The 15,983-nt window shown below is 51.8% G+C and carries 14 protein-coding genes and 1 pseudogene; 11 read left to right on the forward strand and 4 right to left on the reverse strand.

Annotated elements, in window-relative coordinates:
• Positions 1-36: 36 nt before the first annotated feature.
• Entirely contained in the window at positions 37-276 is a 240-nt protein-coding gene (locus tag AC3WT9_RS02230; RefSeq protein ID WP_038593052.1) for a hypothetical protein, read from the reverse strand.
• Between the two features lie 171 nt (positions 277-447).
• On the opposite strand from AC3WT9_RS02230, the gene AC3WT9_RS02235 reads away from it, so the two are divergent.
• Positions 448-1,116 (forward strand): hypothetical protein, encoded by a 669-nt coding sequence (locus AC3WT9_RS02235; RefSeq protein ID WP_341378857.1) that lies wholly within the window; start codon positions 448-450, stop codon positions 1,114-1,116.
• On the opposite strand, the gene AC3WT9_RS02240 is transcribed toward AC3WT9_RS02235, so the two are convergent.
• Together AC3WT9_RS02240 and AC3WT9_RS02245 are read right to left on the reverse strand one after the other, a co-directional pair.
• On the reverse strand, positions 1,103-1,300 hold the full coding sequence (locus AC3WT9_RS02240; protein WP_492407480.1) for an alpha amylase C-terminal domain-containing protein: 198 nt from the start codon (positions 1,298-1,300) through the stop codon (positions 1,103-1,105). The two genes, AC3WT9_RS02235 and AC3WT9_RS02240, sit on opposite strands and share 14 nt — an antisense overlap.
• A gap of 48 nt (positions 1,301-1,348) precedes the next feature.
• Positions 1,349-1,612, reverse strand: a pseudogene (locus AC3WT9_RS02245) (alpha-amylase family glycosyl hydrolase); the annotation flags it as partial.
• Between the two features lie 281 nt (positions 1,613-1,893).
• Between AC3WT9_RS02245 and AC3WT9_RS02250 the strand changes: the two are divergent.
• The 8 genes from AC3WT9_RS02250 to AC3WT9_RS02285 all read left to right on the forward strand — a co-directional run bounded on the left by AC3WT9_RS02250 (position 1,894) and on the right by AC3WT9_RS02285 (position 9,791).
• Complete coding sequence (locus AC3WT9_RS02250) at positions 1,894-2,133, forward strand: hypothetical protein (RefSeq protein WP_341093819.1); 240 nt, start codon at positions 1,894-1,896, stop codon at positions 2,131-2,133.
• Positions 2,134-2,341: 208 nt separating this feature from the next.
• Positions 2,342-3,349, forward strand: a complete 1,008-nt coding sequence (locus tag AC3WT9_RS02255; RefSeq protein WP_341093818.1) for an ABC transporter substrate-binding protein — start codon at positions 2,342-2,344, stop codon at positions 3,347-3,349.
• Positions 3,350-3,384: 35 nt separating this feature from the next.
• Entirely contained in the window at positions 3,385-4,164 is a 780-nt protein-coding gene (locus AC3WT9_RS02260) for an ABC transporter ATP-binding protein (RefSeq protein WP_341378855.1), read from the forward strand.
• A complete protein-coding gene (locus tag AC3WT9_RS02265; RefSeq protein WP_492407252.1) occupies positions 4,161-4,997 on the forward strand; it encodes an ABC transporter permease in 837 nt (278 codons plus the stop codon). The genes AC3WT9_RS02260 and AC3WT9_RS02265 overlap by 4 nt, the downstream gene beginning before the upstream one ends.
• 89 nt (positions 4,998-5,086) lie before the next feature.
• Positions 5,087-6,067: an aromatic acid exporter family protein gene (locus AC3WT9_RS02270; protein WP_341093813.1), complete on the forward strand. Its 981-nt coding sequence runs from the start codon at positions 5,087-5,089 to the stop codon at positions 6,065-6,067.
• 226 nt (positions 6,068-6,293) lie between these two features.
• Positions 6,294-7,316: an HD-GYP domain-containing protein gene (locus tag AC3WT9_RS02275; protein ID WP_038593039.1), complete on the forward strand. Its 1,023-nt coding sequence runs from the start codon at positions 6,294-6,296 to the stop codon at positions 7,314-7,316.
• A 305-nt stretch (positions 7,317-7,621) separates the two neighbouring features.
• Positions 7,622-8,179, forward strand: a complete 558-nt coding sequence (locus tag AC3WT9_RS02280; protein ID WP_038593037.1) for an outer spore coat protein CotE — start codon at positions 7,622-7,624, stop codon at positions 8,177-8,179.
• Positions 8,180-8,327: 148 nt separating this feature from the next.
• Positions 8,328-9,791 (forward strand): putative amidoligase domain-containing protein, encoded by a 1,464-nt coding sequence (locus tag AC3WT9_RS02285; RefSeq protein WP_492407253.1) that lies wholly within the window; start codon positions 8,328-8,330, stop codon positions 9,789-9,791.
• Between the two features lie 29 nt (positions 9,792-9,820).
• On the opposite strand, the gene AC3WT9_RS02290 is transcribed toward AC3WT9_RS02285, so the two are convergent.
• On the reverse strand, positions 9,821-10,651 hold the full coding sequence (locus AC3WT9_RS02290) for a GNAT family N-acetyltransferase (protein WP_341093811.1): 831 nt from the start codon (positions 10,649-10,651) through the stop codon (positions 9,821-9,823).
• A gap of 256 nt (positions 10,652-10,907) precedes the next feature.
• Between AC3WT9_RS02290 and mutS the strand changes: the two genes are divergently transcribed.
• Both mutS and mutL read left to right on the forward strand, forming a co-directional pair.
• Positions 10,908-13,739: a DNA mismatch repair protein MutS gene (gene mutS / locus AC3WT9_RS02295; protein ID WP_341093810.1), complete on the forward strand. Its 2,832-nt coding sequence runs from the start codon at positions 10,908-10,910 to the stop codon at positions 13,737-13,739.
• A gap of 70 nt (positions 13,740-13,809) precedes the next feature.
• Entirely contained in the window at positions 13,810-15,918 is a 2,109-nt protein-coding gene (mutL, locus tag AC3WT9_RS02300) for a DNA mismatch repair endonuclease MutL (protein ID WP_341378853.1), read from the forward strand.
• The last annotated feature ends 65 nt before the right edge of the window (positions 15,919-15,983 follow it).

Genomic DNA, 15,983 nt, shown 5'->3' on the forward strand with positions numbered 1-15,983 from the left:
TGTGCTTTTTTATTGCATAAAAAAATACCCCTCTAATTAATAGAGGGATAGAGCCAATGAATCATTTTCACTATAACTGTGCAATATAGCTTCAGAGCCTTTAATTTCGATACTAATCAGAGAATTTAAGCATTTCTGAAGAGCACTTTTGCCCTTCTGGATTTTGAGCTCCAGCGTGCTGTTCAGCAACCGGATAACCTTCTGGGTGGGCTGTTTGTTTTCTGTAGTGAAGTATACAGGTACAAGCTTGTTCTGAAATGTGATGAGCATTCTCATTTTGAAATCACCTCGCTACAAGTATTTCATGATATAGATCATACCCCTCGTTTCTTAATTTTACCTTAAAATTAGCTTATGATAACATAAAGATTACAAGTTTTATAGTTTGGGACTTTTTTATTGCAGTGTGATTCCAAGGTTAGCGGGATCCGGGAAGGATATATCAATGTGAATAAAAAGGATAAGGTATATTTAGCTAATTTTCTGTTCCCAGATAAGCCAGCGGGGAAGGAAATTTCGGATCTGATGCAAATGGCAGCATCCGCGGACCGAATATGCCGGTTAAAATACTGTGAAGGTGAGCAAGTACAGGATATCTGCCTGCAGGTACATAAGGATGTAACATTGATCGCAGGCATTGAGCCCTCAGATTCCTTCGTCTATAGACTGAGCGATCCACAGAAGGTGCAGCGTGCTTGTTATTATCTGTTTAATTGCTTTGAGCCTGCAGAGTTTACCGTAGAGGATGTACCATGTCTGCATCTGTCCAGACGGAGATATGAGGAGCTAAAAGAAAGCGCCGCAACCTACAGCTTGTGTTTTTTGGCAGAATGTCTGACAGCGGAAACAGGGGATTTGCTGCAATCCGCACAGCTTGCGAAGGTCATGAAGAACAAAACGGCTGAAGGAGAGCTTAAGCTGTGTTCACGCAGCAAAGAGGAGTGTAAGCTCCAGCATGCCTTTTTTATTGAAGATACCTCCAGCGGCTGGCTGCTGCGTATGAGCTGCGAAGCCGCGGAGGACTGGATGGTTGCCATTCCGGTTACGAAAGCGCAGATATGCTCTGCTCTCTATGAGTGGGTGCTGCAAACATCTCCAGTGTTTACTCCAGAATAATTGTGGAATAAGCAGGCAGTGTAAGCATGTTGTCCGCCTGACCCGCTTTTCCCCGGAACGTCTTGATTATTGAAGAATAAGTAACGGTGTTCGTGCCGGGATGTAGCGAAATGTTCTGTGTCCCGCCAGTTAAATTGTGAACCACCAATACCTGCTTTCCGGCAGTGATCCGTTCGAAGGCCATAATGCCTCTGTTTCCGGAAGAATATTCGCGAATTCCACCGTCTCTCAGTGCAGGTACTTCATTGCGCAAGGAAATAAGCTGACGGTAATGCTCCAGCAGAGAACCTCTGTTCTGCAGCTGACTCTCCACATCAGCACCGGAATTAGCGGTGTTATTCATCGCCTGCTCCCAGGTGGTCTGGCCATCTCCTTGACCATCGGCAGTCCATTTCATAGGCTCACGTAGGCCTTCATCGGGCTTCACTGCAAGCATTCCTATCTCTTCCCCATAATAAATAAACGGGTTGTCCGGCAAGGTCAGCAGAATAGCTGCGCCATTCTGGCATGATCCGGATTGTTCGCCAGTTGGCTAAGGCTCCCCCCTGAAATCTGCGAATATAGCTTATAAGTTCGCTCCAGAGTAAAAGGCAATCCCACTGTCTTTTTCTGTATTGGCAGAATTCAGCACTGCTTCGGCCAGGCTGAAATTAAACCCCGAATCAAAGGCATGATCCAGATAGGCCCCCTACGGAAACAGCTGAATTCTCCCATACCTCCCACACGATATAAGCTAGCGGTTTACCTCGATTATCGCTTTGCGGAATTCCTGCCACCATGCCACGTTTTTGGCAGTTGTTGCCTCGCTTCTATCCGATACCTGATCTTCGTAGATATGCTTTGCCTGCTGCCGCTAACCGGAATCATTCAAGTAATCCGCCGCTTGAAGGCGCAGGTGAAAGTTCTGGTGCCGTAGAAGCGGTAGCCTGGACGGCGTTTGTGTTGTTGTCAGAGCATCCGGCAAGCATGGTAGTGATATTCCTGCAAATGGTCAAAGTGCGCAGCATGAGCGATTAGGCAAGGTCAAAGGCTTGTATTTCATCTGTTGCGGACCCCTCCAATAAATAGCTTCATTAATATGAAAATATAGTAAGCGCTTTATTGATATCTTAGTCGAATCGCGCCAGTTCTTTCACTTGAAAGTTACTCTCTTTAACCTTTCTTTTGGTATTCGCATATGCTGTAAACAAGGGCAAAAAGACCCGGGAAGAAAGGAGAATGAAGAATGAAAAACAAGAAAAAGCTGTCACTGTCGCTCATGATTCTCGCCTTGTGTTTTTCAGTGCTCGCCGGCTGCGGCGGAGACTCGGCTGCGGTAAAAGTGAAGATCGGCGAAGTAACCCGATCCGTCTTTTATGCGCCCGAATATGTGGCATTATCCCAGAACTTCTTCAAGGAAGAGGGGCTGGATGTGGAGCTTCAGACTATACCCGGCGGTGACAAAACAATGACCGCATTGCTCTCAGGAGCCATTGACGTGGCGCTTGTTGGTCCGGAGACTTCAATTTATGTTTATCAGCAGGGAGCGGATGATCCCGTTATCACTTTTGCCCAGCTGACCCAGCGGGACGGTACATTCCTGTTCGCCCGCAAACCGGATGCGGACTTTAACTGGGATAAAGTAAAGGGGTCGACCTTCCTCGGACAAAGAAAAGGGGGTATGCCGCAAATGGCGGGTGCCTTTACTTTGTTTAACAAAGGGATTGATGCCGAAAAGGACCTCACGCTGATTCAAAATATCGACTTTGCCAATATTGCCGGTGCCTTTGCCTCCGGGACAGGTGATTATGTACAACTGTTTGAGCCACAGGCTTCCATTTTTGAGAGGGAAGACCGGGGCCAGGTGGTGGCATCCTTTGGGGTGGAGAGCGGTTACCTACCTTATACGGCTTTTATGTCCAAGGGTAGTTATATCAAGAAAAATAGTGATACTGTGCAAAAATTTACCAATGCAATCCAGCGTGCACAGCTATGGGTGAAAGAGCATAGTCCAGAAGAGATTGCCGATGCGGTACTTCCGTATTTTGATAAAACGGAGCGTGAGATTGTGATCTCCGCGATCAAGCGCTATAAAGAGCAGGACACCTATGCCGTCGATCCGGTCGTGGAAGGCGAAGAGTGGAACAATCTGCTGGATGTTATGGATAATGCCGGAGAGCTGAAAGAACGGGTTCCGGCGGAGAAAATTGTGAACAACAGCTTTGCGGAAAATGCGAAAGACAACGTCAAGTAGCGTTGTCTTCAGACTAAGGGTTAGGAGGGGCTGATATGCTGCCAGTAGTGCAATTGGAGGAAGTGACGCATGCCTATCTGGGTGACCGCGAGGCTTCTCTGGCCATTGAGGACCTCAGCCTCAGTGTAGAACAAGGAGAGTTCGTCAGTCTCGTCGGGCCGAGCGGCTGCGGCAAGACGACACTGTTGTCGATCATAGCCGGGCTGCTCAGTCCATCCCGCGGCGAAGTGTTCGTTAACGGACATCGTCTCAAGGGTCCCTCCCCGGAGGTAGGGTATATGCTCCAGCAAGATTACCTTTTTCCTTGGCGGACGATCCTGGACAACGCTCTGCTTGGACTGGAGCTCACCGGAAATCTGAACGAAAACACACGTCAAAAGACGCTGGAGCTGCTGAAGGATATGGGGCTGGAGGGCAAAGAGCAAGCCTATCCGTCACAGCTGTCCGGCGGTATGCGCCAGCGTGTGGCACTGGTACGGACACTGGCTACCGACCCGGGCCTGCTGCTGCTGGATGAACCGTTCTCTGCGCTTGATTATCAAATCAAGCTGCAGCTCGAGGATCTGGTATCTGAGACGCTGCGCCGCCGCGGGACCACTGCGGTACTGGTTACCCATGATCTGTCAGAGGCGATCGCCGTCAGCAGCAGGGTGATACTGCTGCAGCGGAACCCGGGGAGAATACGTAAGATATTTACCGTTCCGGAGGAAATCCGCAATACGCCCCCGCTGTATGCGAGGGACTTGCCCGGTTTCGCGGAGCTTTTTCATGGCGTCTGGAAGGAAATGGAGTTGGCTGGGAGGGAAGACGTATGAAATCAAGTCAGCAAAGCGAAATAACGGCTTCCCGCGCACAATGGCTGGAGCAGAAACATAACGATTACAGGAAGAAAAAACGGCGCTGGCAGAGCAGGGTCATGGCCGTGCGTGGCAGTCTGCTGCTGCTGTTTTTTCTGCTATGGGAAGCAGGGGCCCGGCTGGGCTGGATTGACGAACTGCTGTTCAGCTATCCGACGAAGGTCTTCCGTCAGATCTGGGAAGACATGATCAGCGGAAGCCTCTGGCCGCATTTGGGCATAACCGTAGGGGAGACCGTGGTCGGCTTTGTACTCGGAACGCTGCTTGGAACATTGCTGGCAGTGATCATCTGGTGGTCGCCTTTTTTATCAGCGGTGCTTGACCCGTACATGGTCGTTTTCAACAGTATGCCTAAGGTGGCGCTGGGGCCTATCTTTATCGTGATGTTCGGTGCCGGATTTACTGCAATCGTCATCACTACTTTATCCATCACTGTTCTCATTACGACTCTTGTTGTGTATAACAGTTTTTGCAACGTAGACCCGAATCTTGTGAAGGTGGTCAGGTCGTTTGGGGCGACAAGAGTACAGGAGTTTTTCAAGGTTATCCTGCCGGCATCCTTCCCTACGGTTGTTTCTACCTTGAAGGTAAACGTTGGCATGTCCTGGGTGGGTGTAATTGTCGGTGAATTTTTGGTAGCGAGGTCGGGGCTTGGATATCTGATTATATATGGTTTTCAGGTGTTCAATTTCACTCTTGTCATGTCCAGTCTGCTGATTATTGCAGCGGTGGCTACGGCGATGTACCAGATGGTTGTCTATGTGGAGAAGCTGTTATTGTCGAGACGGTGAGAAACATGTCATATTGTGTCTCCCCGGAAAATCTTGTACCATGTTTATATCTTTACCTGAATGATGAAACGCCAAGGAGAGGTATTTACATGGGATTTCGAATTATCAAAACAGCGGCGGCGACGCTGCTGTCCATTCTGCTGGCAGCCGCAATAGGCATACCTAACGCGCAGAGCGCAGGCCTGCTTGCGATCCTCGGAGTGGAAACTACGCGTAAAAGGAGTCTCCGAACGATAATGGCACGTTTCTCAGCCTCGCTTGTGGGACTCTTTTTAGGCTGTATTCTGTTTTTCATCCTGGGCTTTCATTATTGGGTACTTGGCTTGTATGTGCTGTTCGGTTTCCCGCTGATCGTTAAATCGGGCTTTAAGGAGGGCATCGTTACCAGCTCGGTAATCGTGTTCCGCGTGTTCGGACAAGCTGAACTGTCACTTCATGTTCTGCTGCAGCAGATTGAGCTGCTGGTTGTGGGCCTGGGATCGGCGGGGCTGGTCAATCTGATCTATATGCCGCAGACCGGCGGGGTAATTGCGGGTATCCGCAAGGAGGTCGACAAGTACTTTTCGATTATATTTGTACAAATGGCAAGGACGCTGCGGGACCCGGGTTATATCTGGGACGGTAAGGAGCTTATCGGTGCGAACGAGGCCGTACAGCGGGGGCTGACGGCTGCGTCCAGGGAAATGGAAAACCATGTGATTCATCCGGATGAGGCCTGGAATATTTATTTCTATATGCGAAAGGAGCAACTGGAGTCGATCCAGAATATGATGCAATTACTCTCCCAGGTGTACCGGCAGCTGCCGCATGGAGATATGGTTGCCGAATTGTTCGATCAGCTCTCTAATGATGTACTGGCAGAGGAATACACTGGACGGACGGAGAAGCTGTTGGATGCGCTTGAGCAGGAGTTCGAGCGGATGGAGCTGCCGGAAACCCGTGAAGAGTTCGAGGTCCGTTCTGCGATTCTGCAGCTCTGCCGGGAGCTGGCGCTTTATCTGAAAATTGCCAAACGCCATAAGGTTCCGGTTGAAGCCAAACCGCTGAAACGACCGGCCACTTTCCGGTGATCCTCGTAATCTAAAAAATGTAAATGTCGGTGAGGTATTAACATTGCCGCGTAAAATAACGATAAGAAATGTAAGAACTAAAAGTGAGCTGGTAATTGTCCCGTCATTCAGTTTTTGTTCAGGCAACAGGATTAACGTGTTATTCATTAGAAGATGGGGCAGTGAAAGTTCCAATTACTGCAGACAGTTCGCATAGGTGAATTTCTGCGCAGGTAGGTGAGGACTGTTGAACAACAGCAATGAACAATATATCGGTAAACAGCTTGTTGAGAATCTCTTCAATCATAATGGCGTGTTTGTTCTGCCCGCACTGACTTTGTTAAGCAGTGATCATATCCGTCTGATCAGTCAGCACAAAATCTTTCTCGAGCCGCATGATGTGGTTCAAGTGGACAGTGCAGCTTTCTATCAGATTGCGGTTGACGAGTGCACGTCTGCGATGGAGAGTATCTTTGAGCAACTACGTTTTAACAAGAGCAAACGGCTGCCCATGATTGAGCTGCGCAATGAAGTCATTCCCTTTATCCAGCGGGTTAGTGAGAAAAACGATTTTTACGGAATATTGGCTGCGTTGCAGTCTAAGGATGATTATACATACAGACATAATGTTGCAGTCGGAATTTTGTCTACACTTCTGGGGAAGTGGCTCAAGCTGAAACCGGAAGAACTAAGTATGCTGACCATTGCCGCAACGCTTCATGATATCGGGAAAATTATGATACCTGCTGAAATTTTGTCCAAGCCCGGACCCCTGAATGAAGAAGAGCTTGCGATGATGAAAAAGCATACCACTATTGGATACGAGATGATCAGGGACACGGTCGGCACCAATCATATGCAGGCACTCGTTGCGCTGCAGCATCATGAACGCATGGATGGCAGCGGATACCCTTTCGGTGTTCTGGGTCACCGGATTACGGATTTCAGTAAAATAGTTGCCGTGGTGGATATTTTCCATGCGATGACTTCTGACCGCTACTACCGGAAGGCCTCGCCTTTATATGAGGTTTTGAGGCAGATGGAGGATAATGTCTACGGCAAGCTTGACCCTTATATTTGCAGTGTCTTTATCAATAAGCTGATGCAGTCAATGATAGGCAACGAAGTAGTGCTCTCGGATGGGCGGATAGGCAAAATCATCATGATTCTCGCGCATGATCCGCTGCGGCCATTGGTTAATATTGATGAGGATTTCATTGATCTCAGCAGGCACCGGGATTTGGGGATTATGCGGGTAATACCGCTATAAAACCCCGTATGAAGACACCCGCAGGCGGTTGCTGCGGGTGTCTTTGCTGTTCTGATATTAAGAATAACGGCTACAATAGCGGGAGTGGAGTCGCGGCTTAACGGAAGTTCTACGGTTGCCCTATGGGCTGTCCGTTTTTTTGCTATGTACTCATAACCGGGGGATTTTTGCAATAAAATGAACTATGAATCTTATAACGGGGCGCATGGAGGGCTTACCCAAATTTATTTCTACTCTAACAATCAACAAATGCCCAGAACGTGCATACACTTGATAGTGAATGATTGTATGGAGGAGGTTTAAAGATGTCATTAAGTCATAAACGTCAAACAAGGGAGATCATTACGAAGGCAATTTGCGGCAAAGGTCGTAAGTTCTCTACCGCAACTCATACCGTGACTCCGCCACATCATCCGACAAGTATTCTGGGGGCTTGGATTATTAACCACCAGTACGAAGCGGTTGCCGCCGGAAACGGAATCGAAGTAATCGGTACTTACGATGTGAACATCTGGTATTCGTACGACAAAAACAAGCAGACCGAGGTAGCCAAGGAAACGGTCTCCTATGTGGAGCTCATTCCGCTGTCGTATCTGGATCCGAGACACCGTGCTTCCACGGTAGAGGTCTCTGCGGAGGCAACGCAGGAACCCAATTGTGTGGAAGCCGGTGTCTCTCCGGGCGGCGGCAGTGTGACACTTCGCGTAGAGCGGGAATTCGAAGCGGAACTGGTGGCTGAGACCAAGGTTCGCGTGTTTGTCACTGACCAAACGGATGATCCGGAAGACAAGGATTACGATTTCGACGGTGAAAGCTTTGATTTCGATGATCTGGATCCTGACGCCCTGGATGATGAGCTGTAAGGAAGGAATGCGCCGCCGCCAACTGAATATCGGGTGGGTTATAATCCATTATATGTAGTGGGGGCGGCGGCGAGAGGGCGAATGCCCTCCTTTTTATTTTTTATTTATTTCTAAAGTTAGGGGAACGAACCACTAGGGAGGAGCCAGCGTGAATGAAGGATTAAAGGAGTACCTGCAGCTAACTCCGGAGCAACAAGAGCTCCGGCTGCGGCGCTGTGGACTGGAGGCTGCTCTGTCTGCCGGCGGGAATCGCTTGGAGAGGGATGCAGGGCAAGCCGGAAGAATAGCTGTTGCAAATGGCCATACATATAAGAAGGGTCCCGATATGGACAGACACAAACAGCAATACTTGGTTAAAGTATTCAATTTGGCGGTGCTTGTGATCACACCGCTGGGTACCGGCCGGGCCATGAGTGCTGCAGCGGGGAATACCCGCCCAGCTGCCTCAATCGGTAGGGATAGTGTGTCCGGGGGCACCGGTGTTAGCTTGCTAGATGAGGGTGAAATTGATAGCCATGAAGATCATGGAGACCCTGGAAATCCCGGAGATTACGGAATACTCGGTGAACAGGCGCATTACAGTCCCGTCCCGGAGCGGCGCGGAACTGCCGGACTGGTGAGGGGAATTGCTGTTAGAGCTTTATACAGCCTGGGCCTGGACAGTGGTGAAGTCCGGCTAAAGGCTATGCGGGGAAGGCGATACCTTGTGGAACAGATCCTCCCGCTTGCGGAACCTGCCGGCAAGCCGCTGCCGGAGCCTTACCGTACAGCGTCGCTGGCACTGGACCGCGACCTGGCCCGGGAGCTGCCTGGCCGTCCAGGCATGCTGATGGGCATGGACCCGGAGTTTCTTCTGCTCCGGGAAACCTCCGGCCGCGTCGTGCCCGCATCGCGGTTCCTGCCCGTAGACGGCGTCGCGGGCTGCGACGCCGGACCTCCGGGAACGCGCGGCATGTTCCCGGTCGCCGAGCTGCGCCCTGCGCCGCGCGGGGAACCGCGCGCACTGCTGGCGCAGCTGATGTCCGCCGCAGCCACGGCGGACCGGATGGTATCCGACCGCTCGCTCCGCTGGCGGGCGGGAGGCATGCCGCTGCAGGGCTGGGCCCTAGGCGGCCACCTGCACTTCAGCGGCGTCCGGCTGACGGCGCCGCTGCTGCGTGCGCTCGACAACTATCTGGCGTTGCCGCTGCTGCTGCTGGAGGACGCCCGGGCTGCGGCGCGGCGTCCGCGTTACGGGGTGCTCGGCGATTTCCGTATTCAGCCGCATGGCGGCTTTGAATACCGGACCTTGCCGAGCTTCCTGGTGGCCCCGGTCATCGCCAAAGGCGCGGTCTTCCTGGCTCACCTGATCGTGAGCCGCTATGAAGACCTGACCTTGCGCCCGCTGGACCGGGAAGAGCTGCATGCCGCCTATTACAGCGGCAGCAAAGATCCGCTGCGCCCCGCCTGGGCTCCATTGCAGGACCAGCTTCGCGCACTGGACGGCTACGCACGCGCAGCCCCTTACGTAGAACCGCTGTTCCGCTGCATCTCCGCGGAACAGACCTGGGATGAATCGCGGGATATCCGTCCGCTGTGGACCGGGAAAGAGTCCATGAGGAATCAGCGGTAATCGTGTTGGAAATTCTGTCGCCCTGAGGCTTATATACCTGCGCCTGTAAGTTGATTTTCTTTATGTAAATAAGTCATGGACCATTTGTCGATATCACGGAAACCGAGTTTTTTGTAGATTAAGCCTGCTTGAGGATTGTTATAAAAAAGGCATAGTGATTTTCCCTCGGCCAGAATATCGGCACAAAGCTGTGCGACTACCCGTGAAGCTAATTTTTGTCCCCTGTATTCCGGGTGGGTGGCTACGGCGACTATCATCGCCGACCGCGAATTTTCCGCTGCGGTTGACGCAGTAGCAATTACCTCCCCGTTCTGTTCGACGAAGTAGGTGCGTCCGGTTCCGCTTTCCAGCGTTTTATGCAGGGTTTTACGCGCGTCCTCCGGACTGCTGGTGAACTCTGAAATAACATCCGTCAATGCACAAATAGCATCCACATCCTGTGTCGTGGCTTTTCGGATGGGCACAGGAGCGGATGCCGCTGTACGGATTTCCTCATTCATCTCTGTCAGCTCGGCGAAAAGCATCTCTTTTTCCTGCCGGATATTCAACCATTTACTGAGTGTCCGCACGACCTCTAAAGAGCCGGAGATCATTTCGGCGTTTTTGTTTCTGCCCAGCAGTTCCGCAAAACCCTCCGCATCAAAAGGCCCCTCTGAATATGGCAAATAACTTCCGTAGAAACGCAGTATCACTGCTTTTAACGGCCCGTCTACAGAGTCACTTTCTCCCCAAAGCTCCATGAAATCCTGCTCGAACCCGAAATTTTCCACGTCTCCGATAATGTATAAATTGATAGCCGGATTTTTGCCTACCAGTTCCATCAAATTTTCCCGGTCGGCTTCATTCAGTTTGCGTATCAAGCTTGTACCTCCTTCAGTTTCAGTAATGTATAATAATTCCTTTATAATTTTACAGCAAATTATTGAAAAAGCACATCATATGGTCATGCTGATCTTCAATGGCTATAATTAACAATATCTGTAATGCACCCGATGCAGGCAGCGTTCCAGCTCTGGTGTTCTCTTGGTGTTCTCTTATTGTGACTTCCCGGGGTGACTTTGCCTTGCATGTTTCTGTTATAATAGAGAACACAGAAGATAGGTATGGAGGTCAATGATGGCAAAATATACGCCGATGATAGAACAGTATTTAAAGGTAAAGGAAGGGGCAAAGGACGCTTTCCTTTTTTTCCGGCTGGGCGATTTTTATGAAATGTTCTTCGAGGATGCGGTTCTCGCTTCGAAAGAGCTTGAGATTACTTTAACCGGCCGTGAGGGTGGGGGCGAAGAGCGCATTCCGATGTGTGGAGTGCCATACCATGCCGCGGAAGGTTACATACAGCGTTTGATCGAAAAGGGATACAAGGTTGCGATTTGCGAGCAGCTGGATGATCCCTCTGTAACAAAGGGCATGGTGCGCCGGGATATTGTCCGCGTAGTCACACCAGGTACAGTAATGGACGGCAAAATTATTACGGACAAAAGCAACAACTACCTCGTTTGCGTGACCGAGCAGGACGGGATGATGGCTCTGGCTGCCTGCGATTTGACTACGGGTGAGCTGTATGTCACTTCCGTTCTTTCAGGTTCGGAATGGCTGCGTGACGAGATCGGCATTTATGAGCCAGCCGAGATTATCGGAGATGCTAACCTGCTCGAGAGTCTGCGCAGTGAGGCCTCACTTCTGGCGAAGCCGGTCGTGTACACACCTTGGGAGAAACGCGAAGAGGAATTGGCCCGCCGCCAGTTCGGCGAAGCGGCCTGGGTGCGTCTGGAGAGTGAACGGGGCAAATGTCTGGCGATGCTCATTTCCTATTTGAGTGAAACCCAGCGGCGTTCCCTGGGACAGCTTAGCCAGATTTCGCCGTATGAGCCTGGCAACTATATGATTCTGGATCCGTTCACACGCCGCAATCTGGAACTCACTGAAACGGTGCGCGAGCGCTCCAAAAAAGGTTCACTGCTCTGGCTGCTGGACCGCACCGAAACTTCGATGGGCGGGCGTCTTTTGCGCCGCAGAATTGACAAGCCGCTCCTGCAGCGGGCTCCGATTGAGCGTCGACTGGAGGCAGTAGATTATCTCTATAACCAGTTCATTGTCCGTGAGGATTTGCGCGGGGCGCTGAAAGAAATCTATGATCTGGAGCGGCTCGTCGGGCGCATCGCCTTCGGCAGTGCCAACGGACGCGATATGAATGCCCTGAAGCAGTCACTGGCACAAATACCGGCCCTGAAAGATATGTGTCTGACTTCAGGTTCAGAGACGCTGAGAGAGATCGGTTCCACCATGGATGAATGTGCAGAGCTGCGTGAGGATATCGAGCGGGCAATTACCGAAGATGCGCCGGTGTCTGTGCGGGACGGGGGAATTATCCGGACAGGCTATCATGAGCGCCTGGACGAGCTGCGGGAAGCGAGCAGCAGCGGTAAACGCTGGATCGCCGAGCTGGAGGCGAAGGAGCGCCAGGCTACAGGCATCAAGTCGCTGAAGATCGGCTACAACAAAATTTTCGGCTATTATATAGAAATTACCCGCTCCAATCTTGCTTCCTTGCCGGAAGGAAGATATGAACGCAAGCAGACCCTGGCGAATGCAGAGCGTTATGTTACCCCTGAGCTGAAAGAGAAAGAAGCGCTGATTCTCGAAGCCCAGGACAAAATGACTGATCTCGAATACAGCCTGTTTACCGAGCTGCGGGACCGTATTGGCGCACAAATTCCCCGGCTGCAGGCCTTGGCGGAGAAGGTTGCGGAAATAGATGTGTATCAATGTCTTGCTGCGGTCAGCGCCGAGCACCGGTTTGTAAAACCCAAGCTATCCGACGGTTATGACATGAGTCTTACAGGTGGACGGCATCCGGTAGTAGAAGCGGTGCTGAAAGATTCTGCATTTATAGCAAACGGCAGCACACTGAGCAAGAATGAAGGCAATATATTGCTTATCACCGGCCCTAACATGGCTGGCAAAAGCACATACATGCGCCAGGTGGCCCTGATCTGCATTCTGGCCCAAATCGGCTGCTTTGTTCCGGCAGAAAGCGCGGAGGTTCCGCTGATAGACCGGATCTTTACACGGATTGGAGCGGCGGATGACCTGATCGGCGGGCAGAGCACCTTTATGGTGGAGATGGCCGATATTCAGGTCATGACTGAGAAAGCAACATCGCGCAGCCTTATTATTATTGACGAGCTGGGCCGGGGCACCTCAACAAGCGAGGGCATGGCTATTGCCCAGGCGGTTATTGAATACGTGCATGATACCATTGCCTGCAAAGCACTGGTCTCGACGCATTTTCATGAGCTGGCCCATTTGGAGCAGAGCCTGCAAGGGCTGAAGAATTATTCTATGGCCGTGCAAGAAAGCGGAGACAAAGTGAACTTCCTGCGCAAGCTTGTGCCGGGAGCTGCCGACAGCAGCTATGGCATCTATTGTGCCCGGTTGGCCGGATTGCCGGAAGGTATTATTGACCGGGCATATGGTCTGCTCCAGAGCATTGAGCAGTCGGCACCTCCGGGCTCGCCTGCGCTGCAATACGGAACTGCCTATGAGAGTCGTCACAGTGTGAAGGAACAGGCAAGTGGACTATCTGCAAGCCGGACGCAAGACACGGATGTATTGCCATCAGGAGAGGATGCTGCCTTCATGCATGCGGGCAATGCAGCCGCCGTGAGCAAATCAGGCGGATCAGCTTACACCGAAGCTGCCGTCTCGCTGGCCTCCTTGCCGGATGCAGAAGACGCTGAAGTCGTACAACTGTCGATCTTTGGGGAAGAAGAGCCGCGCAGGAACCGTAAAGGTGGAGCGGCTTCCGCACCTGCACCTGTTAAAGAAAATCCGCTACTGAAAGAGCTGGTTGCCGCTGTTCAGGGTGCAGATCTGATGAATATGACCCCTCTGCAGGCAATGGGCCTGTTGAATGAGCTTAAGCAAAAAGCCAAGGAGCTGTAACTTAGGGTTTTTCCAAGTAAGCGTAATTCTAGCGAAGAACAAACATCACTATTGGCGAGGTGAATACAAAATGGCTAAAATTCATGTACTGGACGAGCATATTGCCAACCAGATTGCAGCGGGTGAGGTTGTGGAGCGGCCGGCTTCCGTTGTGAAGGAGCTGGTGGAGAACGCGATTGATGCCGGCAGCACCCGAATTGAGGTTTCTGTTGAAGAGGGCGGATTGCAGAGCATCCGCGTCAAAGACAACGGCTCAGGTATTGAGCCAGAGGACTGCGAGACCGCCTTCTACCGCCATGCGACCAGCAAGATTGCGAATGGACGCGATCTGTTCCTGATCACGAGCCTTGGCTTCCGCGGCGAGGCTTTGCCCAGTATCGCCGCTGTCTCGAAGGTGTCCCTTCTGACTGCCAGCAGTGATGATGGTAAAGGCAGATTGATTGATATCGAAGGCGGGAAGCTGATCCGCAACGAGGATACACCTTCCGGCAAGGGAAGTGATCTTGCAGTAAGGGAATTATTTTTCAACACACCGGCAAGGCTGAAATATATGAAGAGCATCCAAACCGAGCTGGGGCATATTTCGGATGCGATGTACCGGATGGCTTTGGCTCATCCGTCCATCTCCTTTACGTTGCATCACAACGGTAATCAGCTGCTGCATACACTTGGCAATGGCGATCTGTTACAGGTGATTGCTGCCGTTTACGGTACATCAGCGGCCAAGGCGATGCTGCCGATCTCAGCAGAAGATCCGGATTACCGGATTGCCGGCTTTGTCAGCAGGCCGGAGTGGACCCGCTCCAACCGCAATGCGGTCACCACGATTGTAGGCGGAAGATACATCCGCAGTAACGGGCTGAATGCGGCTATTATGCGGGCTTATCACACGCTGCTGCCGATTAACCGCTATCCGCTGCTCGTATTGCAGCTGGACATGCATCCGTCTCTCGTCGACGTCAATGTACACCCGGCGAAATTGGAGGTGCGTTTCAGCAAGGAGATCGAACTGTACGCATTTGTTGAACAGGAGATCCGCAAGGTTCTGCTGGGCCAGAGTCTGATTCCGCGGCCGGGCAAAGAAATAATAGGCGCCAAGGGCAGCAGCTCCTTTATCCAGGAGCAGTTTGCCTTTCCGAAAGGAGCCATTCCTCAGCCAGCCGATGGCCTGCCAGGAATGGCCCGTAATGACCAAGACAGTCAAGACCCGCGGACCGCTGGTCCGCGAAGTGATATGCCCTCCGGTGTTGCTCCGCAGAGTGATCTGCAGCAAGCGGGTACATTGGATGCTAACCATCCTGCAGAGAGACCGGGCTCCTGGAACAGCGGAATCAGCGGTGCTTCCTCCTTCGGTAGCGGTGCTGCAGGAGGAGAACGCTACTCGGGCAACACACAGCAGCGGACAGGAGAGCCTCAGAGCGCAATGCCGGTGGCCCGGGAGACTGCTGCGTTATACAGCGGCAGTACTTCTTCATTGCCGCGTGAAGGGACTGGCGGCAGCTACCGCGAGCCTGCCGGGGCAATGCCGACCCGGGGAGGGATGCCATCAGCAGAGGAGCTGTATGCTCCAGCCGGCAGTGAAGATCCTGCGCTTCCTCAGTTCCCTGAGCTGAATTATATCGGCCAGCATCATGGGACATATCTTATTGCCCAGAATGACATCGGGCTTTATCTGATTGACCAGCATGCGGCACATGAACGGATTAATTATGAATATTATTATGAGAAATTCGGGCGTCCCGAGGATGCTTCGCAGGAGCTTCTCCTGCCGATCACCCTGGAATTCACCCCTTCGGAGAGCCGCCAGCTCAGTGAAAGGCTGCATTGGTTCGAACAGGCAGGTGTATTTCTTGAGCATTTCGGAGGACAGACTTTTCTGGTCCGTTCCTTGCCGTACTGGTTCCCTGAGGGAGATGAGAAGGCGGTCATTGAGGAAATGGCGGAATGGGTGCTGAGCGAACGTTACATCGACCTGGCCAAACTGCGTGAGAAATCCTCCATTCTCTGCTCCTGCAAGGCGTCCATCAAGGCCAATCAAAAGCTTACAGAGCAGGAGGTAGAGGCTCTGCTGTCCAGGCTGGCAGCTTGCCGCCAGCCATATACATGTCCGCATGGACGGCCGATTGTGGTTTCTTTCTCTTCCTATGACCTGGAGAAGCTGTTCAAACGTGTCATGTAAGTGCAGCTGCACTGCATATGAGGTAAGCCAGCTCACTTACAGCTCTTGATCTGCAATCTCTGTTC

The organism is Paenibacillus sp. EB106-06-01-XG199, from assembly GCF_058791575.1.

Excerpts from the sequence above, each read along its gene's own strand:
- AC3WT9_RS02230 (WP_038593052.1), bottom strand. The coding sequence starts at position 276 with ATGAGAATGCTCATCACATTTCAGAACAAGCTTGTACCTGTATACTTC.
- AC3WT9_RS02240 (WP_492407480.1), bottom strand. The coding sequence starts at position 1,300 with ATGGCCTTCGAACGGATCACTGCCGGAAAGCAGGTATTGGTGGTTCAC.
- AC3WT9_RS02250 (WP_341093819.1), top strand. The coding sequence starts at position 1,894 with ATGCCACGTTTTTGGCAGTTGTTGCCTCGCTTCTATCCGATACCTGAT.
- AC3WT9_RS02255 (WP_341093818.1), top strand. The coding sequence starts at position 2,342 with ATGAAAAACAAGAAAAAGCTGTCACTGTCGCTCATGATTCTCGCCTTG.
- AC3WT9_RS02260 (WP_341378855.1), top strand. The coding sequence starts at position 3,385 with ATGCTGCCAGTAGTGCAATTGGAGGAAGTGACGCATGCCTATCTGGGT.
- AC3WT9_RS02265 (WP_492407252.1), top strand. The coding sequence starts at position 4,161 with ATGAAATCAAGTCAGCAAAGCGAAATAACGGCTTCCCGCGCACAATGG.
- AC3WT9_RS02270 (WP_341093813.1), top strand. The coding sequence starts at position 5,087 with ATGGGATTTCGAATTATCAAAACAGCGGCGGCGACGCTGCTGTCCATT.
- AC3WT9_RS02280 (WP_038593037.1), top strand. The coding sequence starts at position 7,622 with ATGTCATTAAGTCATAAACGTCAAACAAGGGAGATCATTACGAAGGCA.
- mutS (WP_341093810.1), top strand. The coding sequence starts at position 10,908 with ATGGCAAAATATACGCCGATGATAGAACAGTATTTAAAGGTAAAGGAA.
- mutL (WP_341378853.1), top strand. The coding sequence starts at position 13,810 with ATGGCTAAAATTCATGTACTGGACGAGCATATTGCCAACCAGATTGCA.